Annotated in this window: 2 protein-coding genes (1 of these 2 only partly in view); both read right to left on the reverse strand. The window is 47.2% G+C overall.

What is annotated here, in order from left to right; genetic code table 11:
- Entirely contained in the window at positions 1 to 13,629 is a 13,629-nt protein-coding gene (gene pksL, locus BGM23_RS12855; protein ID WP_082359946.1) for a polyketide synthase PksL, read from the reverse strand.
- Positions 13,613 to 19,408, reverse strand: the 3' portion of a protein-coding gene (pksJ, locus tag BGM23_RS12860; protein WP_053581882.1) for a polyketide synthase PksJ. Its footprint extends 9,336 nt past the window's final position; 5,796 of the gene's 15,132 nt are visible here — the last part of the coding sequence; its start codon lies beyond the right edge, outside the window; its stop codon occupies positions 13,613 to 13,615. Before pksJ ends, pksL begins: the two co-directional genes overlap by 17 nt.

Below are 19,408 nucleotides of genomic sequence, written 5' to 3' on the forward strand. Positions count from 1 at the left end.
TTATTTGAAAGTTTTCCAAAACATATCTTTAGAAGCCCCTGTGTCTGAATGCACTTTTTCCTGCACGTTTTGAGCTGATGGTTTGATTAAAACGGGCTGCCTATTTAATTCCGGCAAAGGCAGAGGTTTTCTTCTAATTGGACGAGCAACCGATTCATTCCAGGCTTCTATAATGAGATGGGCGTTCGTTCCGCCATCTGCAAAACAATTAATTGCCGCAGCCGGCGTTGTCTCCTTCCACTCGGCTTGCGATCTGCTGAAATACAAATCTGTTTTTTCTATATCAAAATACAGCATATTTTCATTACCTGACAGGAACGGAACCAATTGTCTATGCTTCAGCATTAAAGCTACTTTAATCAGGCTCGCAATCCCCTCTGCACATAATGGATGGCCGATGTTAGGTTTCACCGATCCCAGCCCTAACGGAGCCTTTGATTCAGAACGGTAAATGGACTGGATTGCCTTTAATTCAAGTAAATCTGTTACTGCCGACCCCGATCCGTTCGCTTCGAGATAGCTGATCTCTTCAGTCTTTTTGCCGCTTTTTTCAAGCGCTGACAGCATGACGTCCTTTTGTGCCTCGAGATTCGGAGATGATGGGCCAGCCGTTCTTCCGTCATTATTAATCGCAGCGGCTTTAATGACTGCATATATGGAATCTCCGTCTTCAAGCGCTTGGCTGACGGTTTTGACGAGAACCATGCCCACGCCTTCTCCTAAAATGACACCGTCTGCCCGCTTATCAAAAATATGGAATGACGGTTTGTCACATAAAAGTCCGCGCTCATGAAACATTCGATGCGCATCAGCATCAAGCAAACTGACGCCGCCTACAACCGCTGCCTCAATATCTCCGCTTCGCAGAGCCTGAATGGCCATATTCAGCCCCACCAGCGCAGAGGAACAAGCGGTATCCAGGACAATACTCGGTCCCTTCAAGTCAAAAAATTGTGAGATGTTAGCCGCTAAATAGTTTTGTCCGCCAGCGACTATCGGATTTCTTGCTTTTGAAAGACTGGCCGGATCAGGCTTGTGCTGGCTGCGGCCTCCTATATAAACACCAGCCCTCATGCCTTTCACTTCTTTCTCTGTATAACCGGCGTGATACCACAGCTTCAAGCTTTCCTCCAATACAGCCAAAGCTTGAGGGTCCATCGCTCTGACATCGTTTTCGGACATCATGAAGAAATCATGATCAAATCGGTTCATTTCATCAATGAGGCCCGCGTAATTCGAGCTGGAGTTCCCGAATCGTTCAGGCGGAACAGGCGCAATCGCAGACCGTCCATCACGTATTAAATCCCAGTATTCCTCTAGGGTTCCCGCTCCTGGGAACCTGCAACTAAGACCGATGATAGCGATGTCCTCAGCAAGAAGTGCCGTTTTTTCATGGCTTATCTGTTGCGGCCGCTGTTCTGGCACCGGCTTCTGTTTCATTGCTGATTGCGGCTTGAAAGGTGTCTGTTTCTCAGGAACAGATGGCTGTAAAACAGCTGATATGTCATATTTCGAAATGAGCCAGTGTGCAAAGGATTCTATTGTCGGGTATTCAAACAAAATTGACGGATCAATATCTCCATTTAATTGTTGGTTCATCTGCTGTACCAGCTGGGCCAATATAATCGAGTCGATTCCGTATTCTTGGAAAGGTTCATCCGTTTCAAAGTCTTCTGCAGCTATTTTCAGTTCATCTGAAAAAAGAGTTACGAGCCAGTCGACTGTTTCAGGGAACAGGTTGCGAGTGCCGGTTTGCTCTTTCGTCTCAGGATGCGAGAGAGCTTCGACAGGCAGTGACGGCTGCATCAGCTTATCCGGCTTCCAAACGTTTGTATCTGGTACTGCCGGCAGCACGACAGCATACTGTCTGTCTGATAGAATCTGGTCAAGCAGCTGTAATCCCTCGTCGTTTGTCAAACTGATCAATCCAGTTTGTTCTAAAGCTTTGCTTCGAACCTCGCCTAAACCGGTCTCCTTCCAGTTAGGCCACTGAATGCTTACAATGGGACATTTATCTTGATGAGCCTCCGCAAAATAATCCATAAAAGCATTTGCCATCGCGTAATCAGCTTGTCCTGCTGCTAGTGCAGGGATGGCCGCTGATACTGATGAAAACAAGGTGAAAAACGCCAATGGTTCATCTTGAAGCAGGTCAAACAACGTTTGCAGACCTTCGACTTTCGGTTCAAGCACCTGTCCGATCTCTTCTAGTGATTTTCTGATAAAAGCCGGGTTTTGTTTGTTCACCATCCCGGCACAATGGATGACTCCGCCAATCGCCCCCATTGTTTCGTGTATTGTCTTCAGGCTCTGTTCGACAGCAACCCTGTCTGTGAGATCCAGAGACAGCACCTGAACTTGCGCACCCATGTCTTCTAGCTCTTGAACGGCTTTTATTTTCTCGGCAAGCGAGGAAATTTTTACCGAATTCCACTGGTCACGCGGCGGAAGCTCTTCACGGCCGATAAGGACCAGCCGCTTAACGCCGTATGTTTTCACAAAATGCCGCGCACACAGCAAGCCGAGACCTCTTGTCCCGCCTGTAATGAGCAGGACTTTGTCTGTTGAAAACGATACTTGCTTATGACTTAGAGCGGCTTCTGCTGGCTGCTCTGCCAAATATGCTCGATATCGCTGTCCGTTTCGATAACAGACTTCTGATTCTGTGCTCTTGGCATAATATTCAACTGCAATCAGTCTGGCCAGCTCCTCATGAGAGGCTTCGCATTCCATATCTGCATGTCTTGAAGTAAGATGGCTGTACTCACTTTGAAGCATGCGGTATAAACCGGCCCGTGAAGCACCAGACAAAATAACACCCTCATTTGCGTAGGCCTCCAGCCCCTTTGTTACACCCAAGACCGTCAAATGATGCTTGCTTGCACGTCCTTGCTCGATCAGCTTTTGGAGCCAGTTTATCCAGCCCATAGAATGCTCATGGCTCGTTCCGCACCCGATCAGATCGATTGCTCCAGCAACGTGTTCATAGTCAGCAGCAGATACCCGATCCAGCTCTTGGCTGTCAAATATACGGTATGTCGAGAAATACGTCGAAAGCTCTTCCGCTAATGCCATTGTCTCCTCATTTGCCAAAATGGCGACGGTTTGATTCGTCATTTCTGCCGGTTCAATCGGACAAGGCTGCCACTGTTTACGCAGAAAGCAGCGCTTTGGCATCAGTTCGGAATGAGGGAGTGCTGTAGCAATGGTTTCGGGTTCATCTTCTTGAGTTGGCAGCCAGTAATAGTCTTCCGCGAACGGATAAGCAGGCAGGCTGATTCGGCGAGGCGTGTATTCCCCATAAAGCTTGTTCCAATCTATCTGCAGCCCTTTCACCCATAGCTCTGCTACTTTCTCCAGCCTTTTTTTCTCTATCCATGTTTGCAGCAATGCTTTGGCATCATGATCCGTTTCAAACAGCTTGATTTCGCTCTTCTTCGTTTTCACGTGAGCAGCAAATATGCTGCCGTTCGGCATTTCAGCCAAATAATCATCTAAAGCTTTGATCAGCATTTCTCTCGAATCCGCCAAAAACGCCATGCGATAATCCATTGCTTCCCGGCCCGTCTGAAGTGTGTATGCCATATCCTCCAGATCGATATCTTCATTGGAAGTTACGAAATCTTTCATTGCTTCCGCATAGGCCTTCAATTGCTTCTCTTTTTTCGCTGAGAGTGCAAATAATGCTGAGCGGTGCTGCTTTGTTAATCGATCGTACCTCTTTTCAGGCTGATATTCCTCTATCACAATATGGGCATTCGTTCCGCTATATCCGAAAGAGCTCACACATGCTCTCCGCGGTTTTCCATCACCCGTTTCCCAAGGCTTAAGCTCCGTATTTACGTATAAAGGAGAATGCTCAAATTCAAAATGCTCATTCGGTGTCGTGAAGTTCAATGTCGGCACAAGTGTTTTATGATTCATGCACAATAACACTTTTTGAACCCCGGCTACTCCTGCCGCCGCGGATGTATGGCCAATATTGCTTTTGACGGAACCGATTGCGCAAAACTGCTTTTTGTCTGTTTTTTCTTGAAATACGGTGGACAGAGCTTCTAATTCAATTGGATCGCCTTGTTTTGTTCCTGTACCGTGCATCTCGACATAACTGATACTCTCAGGATGTATACCGTATGTTTCATATATGTCTCTTTCCAGATCCATTTGGCTTTTCGCACTCGGTGCCGTGATTCCGTTTGTTTTCCCGTCCTGATTAATACCCGAGCCAATGATGATGCCATAAATATGGTCACGGTCCGCTTCCGCATCTTTCAGCCTTTTCAATACCAGCGCACCCGCACCCTCGCCGGGCACAAAACCATTCGCGCCATTGTCAAATGCTTTACATTGTCCATCAGGTGAAAGCATGCCGGCCTCACACATACTGATGTAAGATTCCGGCGTCAGGTATAAGCTGACCCCGCCGACCAGCGCCATATCAATTTCTTTGTTTATAAGTGCCTGCCGCGCTAAATGTGTGCCGACCAATGAAGATGAACATGCGGTATCAATAGGAATCGCTGGCCCTTTTAAATTAAGAAAATACGGAATACGCGCCGCAGCGATCGCAAAGCTGTTCCCGGTGGCATTTGCTCTTGCCTGCCGGTTCAGCATAACTCCATATTCATTGCTCATAATCCCAAGATAAACGCCGCATCTTTTCTCATTTAATGTTCGGGCGTTGTACCCAGCGTCCTCAAAGGCTTTATAGCCTTCCTGCAAAAAGATTCGATGCTGCGGGTCCATCAGTTCCGCTTCTGATGGCGGAATATTAAAAAACAATGGATCAAAATGTTCAATATCATCCAGCATCCCCATTGATTTGCAGTAGACTTTCCCTTTTTTGTTGAGGACAGGATCATAGTATTTGTCTACATCCCACCGTGATGTTGGAATGTCCCGAATGGCATTTCTCGCATGAACCAGGTTATCCCAGTACTCTCTTACATTACGAGCGCCCGGGTATCTTCCCGATATCCCGACAATCGCTATCGCATCCTCCGGGCGGTCTTGATGAACAGGAACCGTTTTCTTCACATGTTCTTTCTTTATTGGATGTTGAACAGGCTGAAGGGGCCGTTCTGCCGGCTTTGGATGAGATGGTGCTGCTGGCTTTTGCTGGGCTGCTTCGATAGGAACAGTATGCTCTACCTCTCTATCATGATGAGTTCCAAGCTCGGACTTTAGCATTTCGGCAAAATCACGTATCGTTGGATAATCATATACCCTGGTTACCGTAAAAGACGTTCCGTATTGCTTGTTCACCGCTTTTATCCATTCGAGTCCGGTAATCGAGTCCATTCCGATATCTATGAACGCTTCGTCAATATCCACCTCGTATGGCTCCATGTATAACACGTCTGCTATGCTTTCCCTCAAGTTTTCATGCAGCGTTTCAATTGCTACAGTATATTGTCTTGATGCAGATATTTCTGCCGCTGCATATTGAATCGTTTCTTCAGCCTCCTCTTGCACTGGCTGATGATGTTCTAACGGCTGCAGAGATATATTAGCCGGTTTAGCAGCAGGTACCGCTGTTTTTTGTCTTATCGGCGTGTACGTCTCCGTTTGTTTTTTCTCCCCAGCCTGTGTGCTTAACTCGTGTGCTAAGTAAACAGCGAAATCACGTGTTGTCGGATAATCATATACCTTTGTGACATTTAGTGATGTGCCATACTGTTTATTTATTGCTTTTATCCATTCGAGCCCGGTAATCGAGTCCATACCGATATCTATGAATGCTTCGTCTGGATCAATCTCGTTTTGGTCCATGTACAGCACTTCCGCTAAGCTCGCTGTCAGTTCATCGCACAAGGTCTCCGCCGTGATCGTCTCTGTTTCTGTATCTGATGGAACCAGAGATGCTGTCCGCTCCAAACGATCCTGATTGGTCATTAAAGGCTGTAACGTAATATTGGCAGGCTTGCCACTGGCTTCTCTGTCTACAGACGGCTTTGGAATAACGGGCTGTACTGGAGCGAATGGCTCCTCCGTTCTTTTTACCTCAGCCTTTGCATTTACGTCTATCCAATAGCGATCTCTTGAGAAAGGATAGGCAGGTAAACTGATGCGCCGCGGTTTTTGATCCTGATATAGCGTGCTCCAGTCGATTCGCAAACCTCTTACCCACAGGTCTAAAACCTTCGCATATTTTCCTTTTTGCAGCCATGCCTCAATTGTTTTTGACATATCCTCATCAGCAGCAAAAGCAGCAATGGCTTCTTTGTTGCTCTTTACTTGTCCGCGATAGACATATTCACGATTTTCTGTTCCGGAGATACATTCATACAGCTTTTCTTCAAGCTCCTGCATCGTTTCCGCAACGAACGCCAGCCGTTCGTTCATCGCTTCCCGGCCGACTTGCAGCGTATAGGCAATTCGGTGTAAATCTGCTTCAACATATGTTTGTTCACGAATGGCATGCAGCAATCGCTCCGCGCGTTTCTGAAGTCTTTCCTCATTTTTTGCTGAGAGCACAATGACAGCCGGCTGTTTCCTCGCTGGTAAACGTTCCTCCACAGGTTCCGGAGCATACTCTTCTATTAAAATATGGGCGTTCACACCCCCGGCACCAAATGAAGAGACTCCTGCGATTCTCGGTAATTCGATGTCTTTGCCATTGACACTGATGATCGGCCTCTTCCACTCTTCTAGCTCTTGCTGTACTTTAAACGGCGAGTTAAGGAAATCAATATTCGGGTTCAGCACGTTTGAATGCAGGGAAGGCGCAAGCTGCCTGTATTTCATTTGGAGCAATACCTTCGTTACTCCTGCGATACCTGCCGCACTCTCACAGTGCCCGATATTTGATTTGGCTGACCCTATTGCACAAAATTGTTTGTCATCGGTTTCTTGCGTAAACACTTTGGACAGCCCTGTGATTTCAATAGGATCACCGAGAGAGGTTCCCGTGCCGTGGGCTTCGATGTAACTGACTGTCCGCGGATCAACCTTCGCTTCCACAAACGCCTTTTTGATGACATCTGCTTGGGCATTCGGATTGGGCACTGAGTACCCGTTTGTTTTTCCCCCGTGGTTAATGGCAGTCCCCTTAATGATTCCATAAATGTGATCACCATCTTCAACTGCTTTAGACAATGGCTTCAGAAGCACTGCTCCAACGCCTTCCCCCGGCACATAGCCGTCTCCGCCCTGTCCGAAGCTTTCACACCGGCCTTTGCTGGACATAAATTTGTTCTGCCCGAGCATCAAATATTTATTTGGATGGATTGACACATTCACGCCGCCCGCGAATGCCGCCTCACACTCTCCGCGCTGCAGGCTTTGGCAGGCCAAGTGGATAGCCGTTAAAGAAGAAGAACACATGGTGTCTAATGCAATACTCGGTCCGTGAAAATCAAAATAATAAGATACCCGGTTCGCGATGGATGATGGATTTCCCGTTAAAGCCAGAGACCTTCCCCGCACCTGCTCTTGTGCCCCGTACAGCTGATATTCTTCGTACATGACACCGACGTAAACACCGACGCTTCCGCCAAGCTCAGCATCACGCTTACGGCCGAGGTGCTCTCTTGTATAGCCTGCGTCTTCCATCGTTTCATACACGCACTGCAAAAATAAACGCTCTTGCGGGTCCATTAATTTTGCCTCACGCGGCGAAATATGGAAAAACTGAGGATCAAACTTGTCTACATCCTTCAAGAAGCCTCCCCACTTGCTGTAGGTTTTTCCAGGCTTGTCTTTATCTTCATCATAATAAAGACTGTGATCCCAGCGGTCTGCAGGAATTTCAGTAATACAGTCTCGACCGTCTCTCAGGTTTTCCCACAATTCATCAATGTTGTCTGCCTGTGGATAGCGACCTGAGATACCGATGATCGCGATTTCTTCCGTTTCCTTCTCTCTTAACTGCTTCTGCTCTTTATCTCGCAAAGGAAGAAATCCAGACTTTCTTAGGGTAACTGGGATTTCTTGTTTTTCAGGTTCTGATTTTCTTTCAACAGAAGGTTTTCCTGTTTCAATTCCCAAGATGTCCAGCAGTTTTTCTCTGCGGGAATCAATAAAATACCGTGTTAATGAGCGAATATCCTGATATTCAAAGAACAACGTCTTGGACAAAGAACCGAATACTTTTTCTAATTGACCCGTTACATGCATGATCATGATAGAATCGATCCCGTAATCCTCGAGAGGAGCTTCAGCATCAATCTGGCCGGCTGGCAGCTTAATCACCGAAGAAAGCACCTGTTTAAAATAGTTCTCCGCTTTTTCTCTTAGTATCTCTTCATCAATTTCCCCGATCATGTCTGCTTTTTCTGCCTCCTGATTGAGACTGCTTTTTTTGATATCGTGAGATTGGCCTTTGCCATGTCCCGTTTCATGTAAAAATGCACGAATCCGATCAGTAACACCGGAAGCAACTAACACTTGCGGCTTTCCTGACGTCCAGCCATGATATAGCGCCTGAATCCCACGATCTGTTTCCATGGCCACCATGCCTGTTTCTCTTTTCAGCATCCTTGCAGTTTCCGCATCAATTTGCATGCCCCCGTCTTTCCACAGCGGCCAGCACACTGAAAGAGTTTTTCCGTAACGCTTGTGCAGCTCTGCTTGGCCATTGCGATATTCGCTGAATGCATTCATAAATGCATTGGCCATTGCATAATCAGCCTGTCCCGCGCTTCCTACTGCTCCGGCACCTGAGGAAAAAAGGATAAAGAAATCGAGCGGAATATCTTTCGTTGCTTCGTCAAGGTGAATCAGTCCTGCTACCTTTGGAGCAAGAACGGTTTGAACCTCTTCTTTCTTTTTCTTCATAATGAAATTATCTTTTATTAAACCGGCGCTGTGAATGATGCCATCTAAGTCTCCGTAAACGTTTTGGGTTTCTTTTAATAAGGCATCAACCGTTTGTTTGTCAGCCAGATCAGCTTGCCTGTAAATCGCTTGGATGCCAAGTTTCTGTAAGGTTTGAAGCTTCTTCTTCTTCCTTTCATCAAGCGGAGAGCGTCCTGTCAGGATCACAACCGCGTCATTCGTTTGGTTCGCAATTTCAGTTGCAAAGATGAATCCAAGACCGCCCGCACCGCCTGTGATCAGATACACGCCTTTATCCTTCCATGGCATGTCAGCACTTAGGTGCTCACCAGACACTTCTTTCCACTTGCTTACAAATCGCTTCCCTTGCCAGTGGCGGATATGCGTGTCACGCGGATAGCGTCTGTTTTCCTCCAATATTTCGAATAGGTCACCAGCTGACATCCCGGTCTCTATTTCGATCAACTGTCCTGTCAATTTTGGATTTTCCAGTTCAGCCGTTTTGAGCAATCCAGTTAAGCCGCTTAATAGCTGAGGGTCGTCCAACGCAGGCACCGCCACTTGAATGAATGTATGTCCCCCTGTTTTTGAGTGCATTAGCTGTTTGATTTCTTCAAATAACTGTATGGCATAACCTTCAAACCGTTCATCAATTGTCTCTGTATCATGCTGCAGAACTGTACAGTCAAGATGATTTTGGAGGCTTTCCATTTGTTCTCCAACATCACAGATAACGACTTTATGTGTGCCGTACTCTATGAGCTCTTGCCTCTCTGCAGCACGTTCTTCCCAAATATGTTCGAACAATAGCGTGTCAGTCGCTTCAGAAGGATCTTCTTGATCTGTTTCTAACACTCTTGCAGAATAGCCCGTCAATCGCACGCAAACCTGCCCCTCTTCATTGCATAAATCGATATCAAGCTTCTGGATACGATTCCCAGCTGTACTGCCCTCGCTATATGTGATCCGCGCCCACATAGATGCCTCGCAGCCTTTGAAGATTTGGACATCCTGTATGGCAAAAGGCAGCATTGCCTTTCTGTCTTCTAAACTCGCAGCTCCTCCCAGCCTCAAACCGATAGATGCTTGAAATGCCGAATCTATCATGCTCGGATGCAGAATATAACAGTCTTTTGTATCAGAGATTACAGGAGGCATCGTCAATTTCACTAGAACTCCGTTTTCGCCGGCATATAGGCTGTCGATCGCTCTGTGGCTGTCACCATAATGAATACCCATTTCTGTATAAGCCTCGTAGCAATCAAAAGGTGACAGCGTCCGGCCATTATAGCTTGCCTTCAATTCTTCAATGTTGATAACCGGATTTTCACCAGCCTCACAAAGCACTGCACTCCCTTGCCCATATACAATCGGCGACTCCTCTGCGCTTTCAGGGTCCCGGCAGATTTCAAATGTAATCTCACCATTTTCCTCAGGATATAGACGTACATCTATATCTTTCTGCTGTTCCGTGACGGCGAACGGCCGGACCCAGACGATATTCCGGAGTCGGAATCCTGTCGGGAACTGATCCGCAGCTGCCCTTTCCACAGCTGCCCGAACCATCTCCAATAAAGCTGCGCCAGGTAAAACGTGTTCGCCCTTTATGAAATGATCCTTCAAGAAAAATTCACGTCCTGTAAACGCTGAACGGAAGCGGACACCCGATATGTCGGACACATTTTGATGCAGAAGAGGATGCAGGATGTGCCGCTCCTGTTTTGAACGATCAGTCTTTTTCTCCGCTTTCGGCACCCAATAACGCACCCTCTCAAATGGGTAAGTCGGCAGGCTGATCCGCTTTGGTTTGCTTCCCTCGTAAAGCAGCTTCCAGTCAACACCAGATCCGTTCGCCCACTGCTCCGCAATCTGATCGAGTTTTCTTTGCTCCAGCAATTTATGTACCGATTCGGCGGGACGCGATGGTTCGCTTCCTCTTGACACGCGGCCCTTCCAGCAATGCTGAATGGCTTTTCGTCCTTCTATAAAAGCCTTCAATTGGTCGCTCAATTCTTGAATTCCGGATGCTAAGAAAGAAACCCGTTCTTCCATCGGTTCACGGCCTACCTGCAATGTATACGCCAAATCTCTAATCTGAATCCCATCATGAAGAAAATCCAAGAGACGTTTTGCATATACACGGAGACGTTCTTGATTACGGGCAGAAAGCGGAATAACTGCGGATATGTCAGAATCTGAGGACAAAGAAACGTCCTGCTCCGCTGCTTGAGGAATATGTTCCTCAAGGATAATATGTGCGTTTGAACCTGTTGCGCCAAAAGAACTGATCCCCGCCCGTCGCGGATAAGGGACGTCTTCCCCATTCTCCTTGATAACAGGCTGCTTCCACGTTTCTGTTTCATGCTGTACATAAAATGGAGACTTTTCAAAATCAACGTACGGATTCAGTTCTTCCGAATGCAAAGAAGGCACAAGTTTTTGATGGTGAAGCTGAAGAGCAACCTTGCTTAAACCGCTGATCCCCGCGGCGGATTCGGCGTGCCCAATGTTTGACTTTACAGAACCGATTGAACAGAACTGCCGATCCTGCGTATATTGGCGGAACGCTTTCACTAATCCCTGTATTTCGATCGGATCTCCTAAGGACGTGCCGGTTCCATGGGCTTCCACATAACTGATCGTCCGCGGGTCGATTCCCGTTTTCTCCAAGCATGTCTCAATCAGATCAGCTTGAGAAACAGGGCTCGGCACTGAAATGCCGCTTACAGTGCCCACATGATTCACAGCACTTCCTTTAATAACCGCATAAATGCGATCTCCGTCTTCTTCCGCCTGGCGCAAAGGCTTTAATAAAACCGCGCCTATACCCTCGGCCGGCACATAACCGTCCCCATCCTTTCCAAACGTACGGCAGTGTCCATCAGTGGAAAACATATCCCAGACCCCGTATGTCATATATTTATTCGGGTGCAAAGACAGGTTCACTCCGCCTGCTAACGCAACATCGCACTCACCGTGACGTATGCTTTCCAACGCCAAGTGCACTGCGGTCAAAGAGGATGAACATACCGTATCGACAGCCATACTCGGACCGTGGAAATTACAAAAGTAAGAAACACGGTTGGCGATTTGCGCATAGTTGAGCGAAAGAGGAAACACATTTTCTGCTGATGCTTCTTCAGCTCCGACTAATGTATAATCCTTGTGCATGACACCGGCAAAAACTCCTACATGCTGCCTTTTATTTCGTCCTTTAGGCTTGGCCAACGTCTTTGGCGTATAGCCCGCATCCTCAATCGTTTCCCAGCATGTTTCTAAAAACAGCCGCTCTTGAGGGTCCATTGTCTCCGCTTCTCTTGGCGTGATTCTGAAAAATTGGGGATCGAAGCAGTCGGGATCATTAATAAATCCTCCCCATTTCGAAATGTCCTTACCCGAAGGAGATGTGATTCCTTCAAGTCGCTGCCAATCCCAGCGCGACTCAGGAATCTCGCTAACGCAGTCCTTCCCCTCTTTCAGATTGTTCCAAAATTCATGAATATTGGCTGCCTTCGGATACCTGCCCGCCAAGCCGATAATCGCAATATCGCCTGCTGCCTTAACAGGTGCAGGACGAGAAGCTTCAACAGTCTTACGGTCGTTTATGCTGTCGGAAACGCGTGCTCTTTCATTCTGGCCAAGGGAACCAGCGGCACTAAAATGCTCAGCATATTCCTCGGCAAGAAACGCTGACAGTTCCGCTATGGTGGTATGCTCAAACAGAAGAGTCGGCGAAAGGCTCTCACCGATCTTATCACTGATCGTTTCTACCACCTCAAGCAAGCCCGATGAATTCAGTCCCATTTGGTAATAACCGACCTGTTTTTCAACTTGTTCTACCGGCTTATTGATTTTCTCTGCGATTAATTGGCTTACGAACTGTTCAGCCTCACTATAGGAATTAACGGGAGAAGATACCATGTCAGCAGGTTTATCACGCTCAGCAGTGTCCGCTCTTGTCATCTGTGTCTCCTGTGCATCTTGATGTTTTCCGCTAATCAGCTCCGCTTCTCGCACCAATTTGCTTGTAAAGTTTTTCAACTCAGCCACTTTTTCTCCCGACGCATTAAAAAATTCAAGTGTTACATAAATCAGCTCTTTTTCCCGCCGGACGGAGGAGCGCTTAATTCTTGTCATGCAATCCGACTGCAAAAGTGCAGAAGCGGAAAAGGATTCATAGAACAGAGGCAAATACAGCCTCTGTTCTCCTTTAAGCAAAGATGTGAGCAAATGATTGGCACCCACCCCGCTCCCGTCTATGAGAGTCGGGTGAAACATAAAGCCTTCTGCGTGAAGCATGGCTTCCGAACCGAGAGAAAGCTCAAGAAGAACGCCGTCTTCCTCTTCATAGATGTAGCCTTTTGCTTTCATATATTCGCTGTGCACCAATTCCTGACGTCTGCATTGTTCATATACATCATCAAGCTGAACAACGTTCTGTGCAGATGCTTTGATTTGACTGAAATCCAGTGTTTCTTCAAATATGGCTGGGGAGTCTGCGTGCATGTCAGCCTTCATATAGAGCTTTTCTTCCGAAGCTTCTTTCCCGTCACGTTTTTCAATTCCCTTGGCTGTGATTTGCCACTTTCCTTCTTTTTTCTCCGCGCATTGGATATTCAGAACAATTACTGCATCCTGTTCCGCCGTCAATGGCTGATAGATAGATAAATTCCGCAGCTGAAGCTCTGAGCAGGAGAAGCCGTGTTCTCTGAATATCTGGTAGATTATATCGATATAAGCCAATCCCGGCAGGACATTTTGTCCGTAAACCACATGGTGATAAATAAACGGATTTTTTAACGATAATGTGAGTTGTTTCGTTATCTTTTTCACGTTAGACCTCCACCTCATAAGTATCCCATATGTTTGCCGCAGTCATTTTCGAAGTCTCCGCTTCCAGCTTTGTCTCGCCTGGCGAAAGCATTCGTTTCTTTAATTGAGGAGGCGATTTTGGACTGCGCTTGATGGCGTGTTTTTCATCTTTTTCCCACGCCTCTACGATGACATGGACATTCGTCCCCCCATCGGCAAAGCAGTTAATAGCCGCAGTAGGCTGCGAATCTGTCCATTTTTCCAGGGCTCGGCTGAACGTGATGTTCGCTTTCTGTTGATCGAAATGCGCCATCTCTTTTTCACCTGATAAAAATGGGACAAAGCGGCGCTCTTTCAGCATCAGCACAACCTTAATGAAGCTGGCGATCCCTTCAGCACATAGCGGATGCCCGATGTTCGGCTTGATTGAGCCAAGAGAAAGAGGCGATGAGTGCCCAGAACGGTACACTGATTGGATCGCTTTTAGCTCAAGGAGATCGGTTACGATTGAACCTGACCCGTTTGCCTCAAGATAGCTGATGTCCTCTGGTTTTTTTCCGCTTTTGGAAAGCGCATCTTTCATGACTTCCTTTTGCGCCTCCAGATTAGGTGTTGCAGGCCCCGCCGTTCTTCCGTCATTATTGACCGAGGCCGCTTTCACAACAGCATATATGGTATCTCCGTCTTCCAGTGCCTGTTTTACCGTTTTTAGCATGACCATTCCGACGCCTTCACCTAACACAACTCCGTCAGCACGCTCATCAAACACATGGAAGGATGAATGCTTGCTTAAAATGCCGCGCCGGTCAAACAGCCTGTGAGAGGCATCTGAGCTCAGTAAGCTGACACCGCCGACTATGGCGGATTGAATATCTCCGCCACGCAGCGCCTGAATGGCCATATTCATGCCGACCAAAGCTGACGAGCATGCGGTGTCAACTACAACACTCGGGCCGCGGACATCAAAAAATTGTGAAAGATTAGCCGCTAAATAATTTTGGCCGACTGTCACGATCGGATTCTTGGCATGATCAAGGCTGTCTTCATCAGGTTTGTGCTGGCTTCTGCCTCCGATATAAACACCGACGGGCTTGCCCTTTATTTCCTCAGGTGTATAACCGGCGTGATACAAGAGCTTCAGACACTCTTCCAACACGAGCAGTGCTTGCGGATCCATCGCCCTTACGTCTTCTTCGTGAAGCAAAAAGAAATCAGGATCAAAATAGCTGACGCCATCAATCACGCCGGCATAATATGGTGTCTTACAGCCCCAACGCTCTGCCGGAATCGGGCCGATTGACGAACGCCCCTCGGATAGTAACGACCAATATGACTCCAATGTCTCTGCCCCAGGGAATCGGCAAGAGAGTCCGACAACGGCAATACCTTCTGCATGAGAGTCCGGTGACAAAATCGCTGGTGCCTGAATCTGAGGTGTAAGAGCTCGATCCTTCGCAGGAACAGGTGCCTCCACCTCTATTTTGTTCTCCAAAGGTGCTGATGCATCCGATATCCTGCCTCCGAATAAAGCGGACAGCCTTTCGGAATAAGAACCGATCAGCCAATCTGTGAATCTTTGAATTGTCGGGTATTCATATAGAATCGATGGATCGAGCGCTGCCTCTAATTTGCGGTTTATACGCTGGAGCACCTGTGCCAAAATGATTGAATCCACGCCATAATCCTGAAACAACCCGTCAATCTCGAAGTCTTCACGATCTATTCTCAGCTCTTCGGTAAACAGATCAACAAGCCAGGACTGTGTTTCAGATAATAATCCATCACATTTGGAAACTTCATCGGCCTCTTCAATGTCTCTGGCTGGCGGGCTCTGTAAAGCAGCTTCCTGCAAACCGCCCTCATGCGGTTTCCTCCTCTTCATCAGCAGTTCCGGCTCCCAGTTTGTTTGATTCGCCATTGCAGGGAGAACAACCGGTCCGAACATTTTCGATACAATTTGATCTAGAAAACGTAAGCCTTCTGAATTCGTAATGCTCAACAAGCCGCTTTCCCGATACGCTTGATTTGTCACTTCACCCATACCGGTTTCTTCCCAGTTCGGCCACTGAACACTGATGATCGGCACATGTTTCTGATGTGCTTCTGCAAAATAATCCATATAGCTATTGGCCATCGCATAGTCAGCTTGTCCCGCCGAAAGCTCCGGAATAATGGCTGAAACAGAAGAAAATAAGACAAAAAACTGTAAAGGCTCGTTACACACATGGCGATATAACGTTGTAAGACCTGACACCTTAGGTTCCAGCACCCGCTGAATATCATCTGAAGTTTTTCGGATAAATGCCAGCGTATCCATATCCGTCAAACCTGCACAATGAATAACACCGCCAATCGGTCCTAATGTTCGCTTGATATGTTGCAGCGTTTGCTCAACCTGAGCTTCATCAGATAACGTCAGCGACAGCATCTCCACCTGTGCACCCTTCGCTTCCAGCTCCCGCACTGCCTGGATTTTCTGGGCAACTGATGTGTTCGAGGTGTCAAAACGAGCCCACTCCTCTCGCGGAGGAAGCTGTTCTCGTCCGGTCAGCACCAGTTTTTTCACTCCATAGCACTCTGCAAAATGACGGGCGCATAATAGTCCGATGCCTCGTGTGCCGCCTGTAATGAGAAGTACATGATCATTCGGGAAGACCGTGCTTTGTTCCGTGGCCTTACCTGTTTCCGGATGAGCTTTTAGAAAAGCTTGGTACCGTAAACCATCCCTGTAGCAAACCTCCGCATCATAAGATTCGGAATAAAACTCATCAGCGATCAACTTCGCGAGACGGGGATGATCAGTAACCTCCTCAGCATCCATATGCCTTGATATAAGATGGCTGTACTCGCATTGGAGCATTCGATACAACCCAGCCCGTGAGGCGCCAGCCATCCGGACAGATGTGTTTTGAAACGATTCGAGCCCCTTCGTCACACAAAGCAGCCTGAGCCCCTCTTTATGCCCGAATTCAACCAGTCTTTGCACCCATTCAATCCAATCCAGCCGGCCCTCATCATCCCTACCGCATCCGATGACATCCACTAGGCCGTCAAACTCTTTCCAATCAATGTCTGACTGATCATTTTCTATCCGGCTCACATCTAATAAGAGATGATTCGGAAAATACGAAGACAATTCTGCTGCTAAATCTGCTGTCTCTTGATTGCACAGGATGGCAACGGTTCTTGTCCCCGGCACTGCTGAGCCAATTGGACTCAAACTCCATTGTTTCGTCAAAAAGCATGCAGCCCGATCTTCAATCGCATTAACCAGTTCTTTTTTGTCTCTTTCTGAATGTTCCTTTGCCGGCACCCAATAGTAATCCTTCGCAAACGGATATGAAGGGAGGCTGATCAGGCGCGGTTTGGTCTCTCCGTATAATGTGTTCCACTGGATTGAGACCCCTTTGACCCATAAATCAGCAAGTTTGGCGTATTTTCTTTTTCTGATCCAAGCATCAAGTGCCAACGCCATATCTTCATCTGCTGTAAAAATAGTCTGGGTCTCTTTATTTCGATGAGACTGTCCCCGGAAAAATTCGTCTGTTTCTTCCTTACCGTCAACAAACGCCTGCAGTTTCTCTTCAAGCTCCTGCATTGTCCCCGCAACACACGCCAGACGCTCATCCATTTCTTCGCGCCCGACCTGCAGGGTGTAAGCGATGCGGTGCAAATCCTGATCTGTATATTTTTTATTGCGAATCACCTCAAGCAATTGCGAAGCACGATCTATCAGCCTGCTTTTATTTTTAGCCGACAGCACAATTACGTTTGGCTGTTCTGTAGCCGTGTGTTCTGAATTGGCTTTTGGCATATATTCTTCAATCACAATATGCGCGTTTACTCCGCCAATCCCAAACGAACTGATTCCGGCACGGCGCGGAAGCTCGTTTCCGTCACGATCTGTGACAGACTTCCATTCCTGTTTTTCCTGAACGATGTAAAACGGACTGTCAGTCAGCTGAAGATAAGGATTAAGCGTCTCGCAATGCAGGCTTTTCACTAACGTTTTATGCTTCATTTGCAAAAGCACCTTGATCAAACCGGAAATACCGGCTGCTAGCTCTAAATGACCGATATTGCTTTTAACTGAGCCGATGCCGCAACGGTGATCCGGAACATCCGGCTGGCTCTCGCCTCTCATATTGGATAGTTCCTTAAACGCGGCTTTCAGCCCATTTATTTCAATCGGATCGCCCAATTCCGTCCCTGTTCCATGTGCTTCGATATATGTGACAGTGCTTGGATCTATGCCTGCTTGGCGATATGCACGCACCAACAAATCAGCTTGTGCTTTCGGATTAGGCGATGTCAGGGTATTGGCTCTTCCGCCGTGATTTTCCGCCGTCCCCCGAATAACGCCGTAAATATGATTTCCGTCGCGCTCGGCATCTTCCAGCTTTTTCAACATGACCATTCCGACCCCTTCGCCTCTGACATAGCCATTCGCATCGGCAGAGAAGGTTTTACACCTGCCGTCTTTGCTGAGCATCCCCGCCTTGCTGTAGCTAATATGCGCCTCCTCGGTTAAGATCGTATTCACGCCTCCAGCGATCGCCATCTCACAATCACCGTTTTGCATCGCAGTCACAGCACGGTGAATGGCTACAAGAGAACTGGAACAAGCCGTCTCTACTGGCTCGCTCGGACCATGAATATTTAAAAAATAACTCATTCTATTCGGGCCTACCGAAGGAATCATATGACCTGTAGCAGCATGGCCTTCAATTGGAAGATTCGCTCTATGGAATAGATCTTTATAACCGGTGTTTCCCGTACCGATAAAGATACCAGTCCCTGTACCCGAAAGGCTTTGCGGCGAGCAACCCGCATCTTCCAGTGCCTTCCACACGTATGTCATTAACAAGCGCTGCTGAGGGTCTACATAATCAGCTTCTCGCGGCGAAATACCAAAAAACAACGGATCAAACTCTGCGACACCATCAATAAACCCGCCCCATTTGATGTCAGTTTTATTGACGTCAGTGTCTGGGTTTCCATAATGCTCCCGCCAATCCCATCGATCTTTTGGTACTTCTGTGATGCTGTCTTTTTCTTCTTCTAGGTTTTTCCAAAATTCGTCTATATCCATAGCGCCAGGGAATCGGCCGCTGATGCCGACAATTGCAACCGGCTCAAAATCGGCAGCCTGCTTTTTGTTTCTTTCTGCTTTTGCAATAACAGGCTGTGTAAAGCGGCGCTTTCTACGTGATGTGATTTTCGGCGCTTCAGGGGATTTTGTCTGTAACTCTTCCTGTCCCTCTGGTTTTTCGCGCTCCTGAACCAGGGTGTCCTCATGTTCAGCAGTCAAATACTCAGCCAGGCTTTGGATGCTTCCATATTCAAAGAAAATGGTCGGCGTTAGCTCCAACTGAAATTCTTCGTTTATCTTGTTTGTAAAGACCGTAAATGTAACGGAATCAAATCCGTATTCACTCAGCTCTGTATTGACATCAATATCTTCACTATTTACTTTTAAAATTGCACTGACCATGTTGCTTAATGATGCCTCCAGGCTGCTTAAACTGTGCACTAAGTTTGTTCTTTCATCTATGCCTTTAGCAGTAGCATCTTGATTCCATTCGCCCTGATACGCAGCAACTACATATTCAGCCAGGCTTTGGACGCTGCCATATTCAAAGAAAATGGTCGGTGTTAGCTCCAACTGAAATTTTTCGTTGATCTTGTTTGTAAAGACAGTGAATGTAACTGAGTCGAATCCGTACTCACTCAGCTCTGTGTTGACATCGATATCGTCTGTGTTTACTTTCAAAATTGCGCCAACCATCTGGATTAAGGCTGCTTCCAATTTTCTAGT

It is taken from the genome of Bacillus sp. FJAT-14266, from assembly GCF_001719225.1.
GTDB classification, from domain to species: Bacteria; Bacillota; Bacilli; order Bacillales; family Bacillaceae; genus Bacillus; species Bacillus subtilis.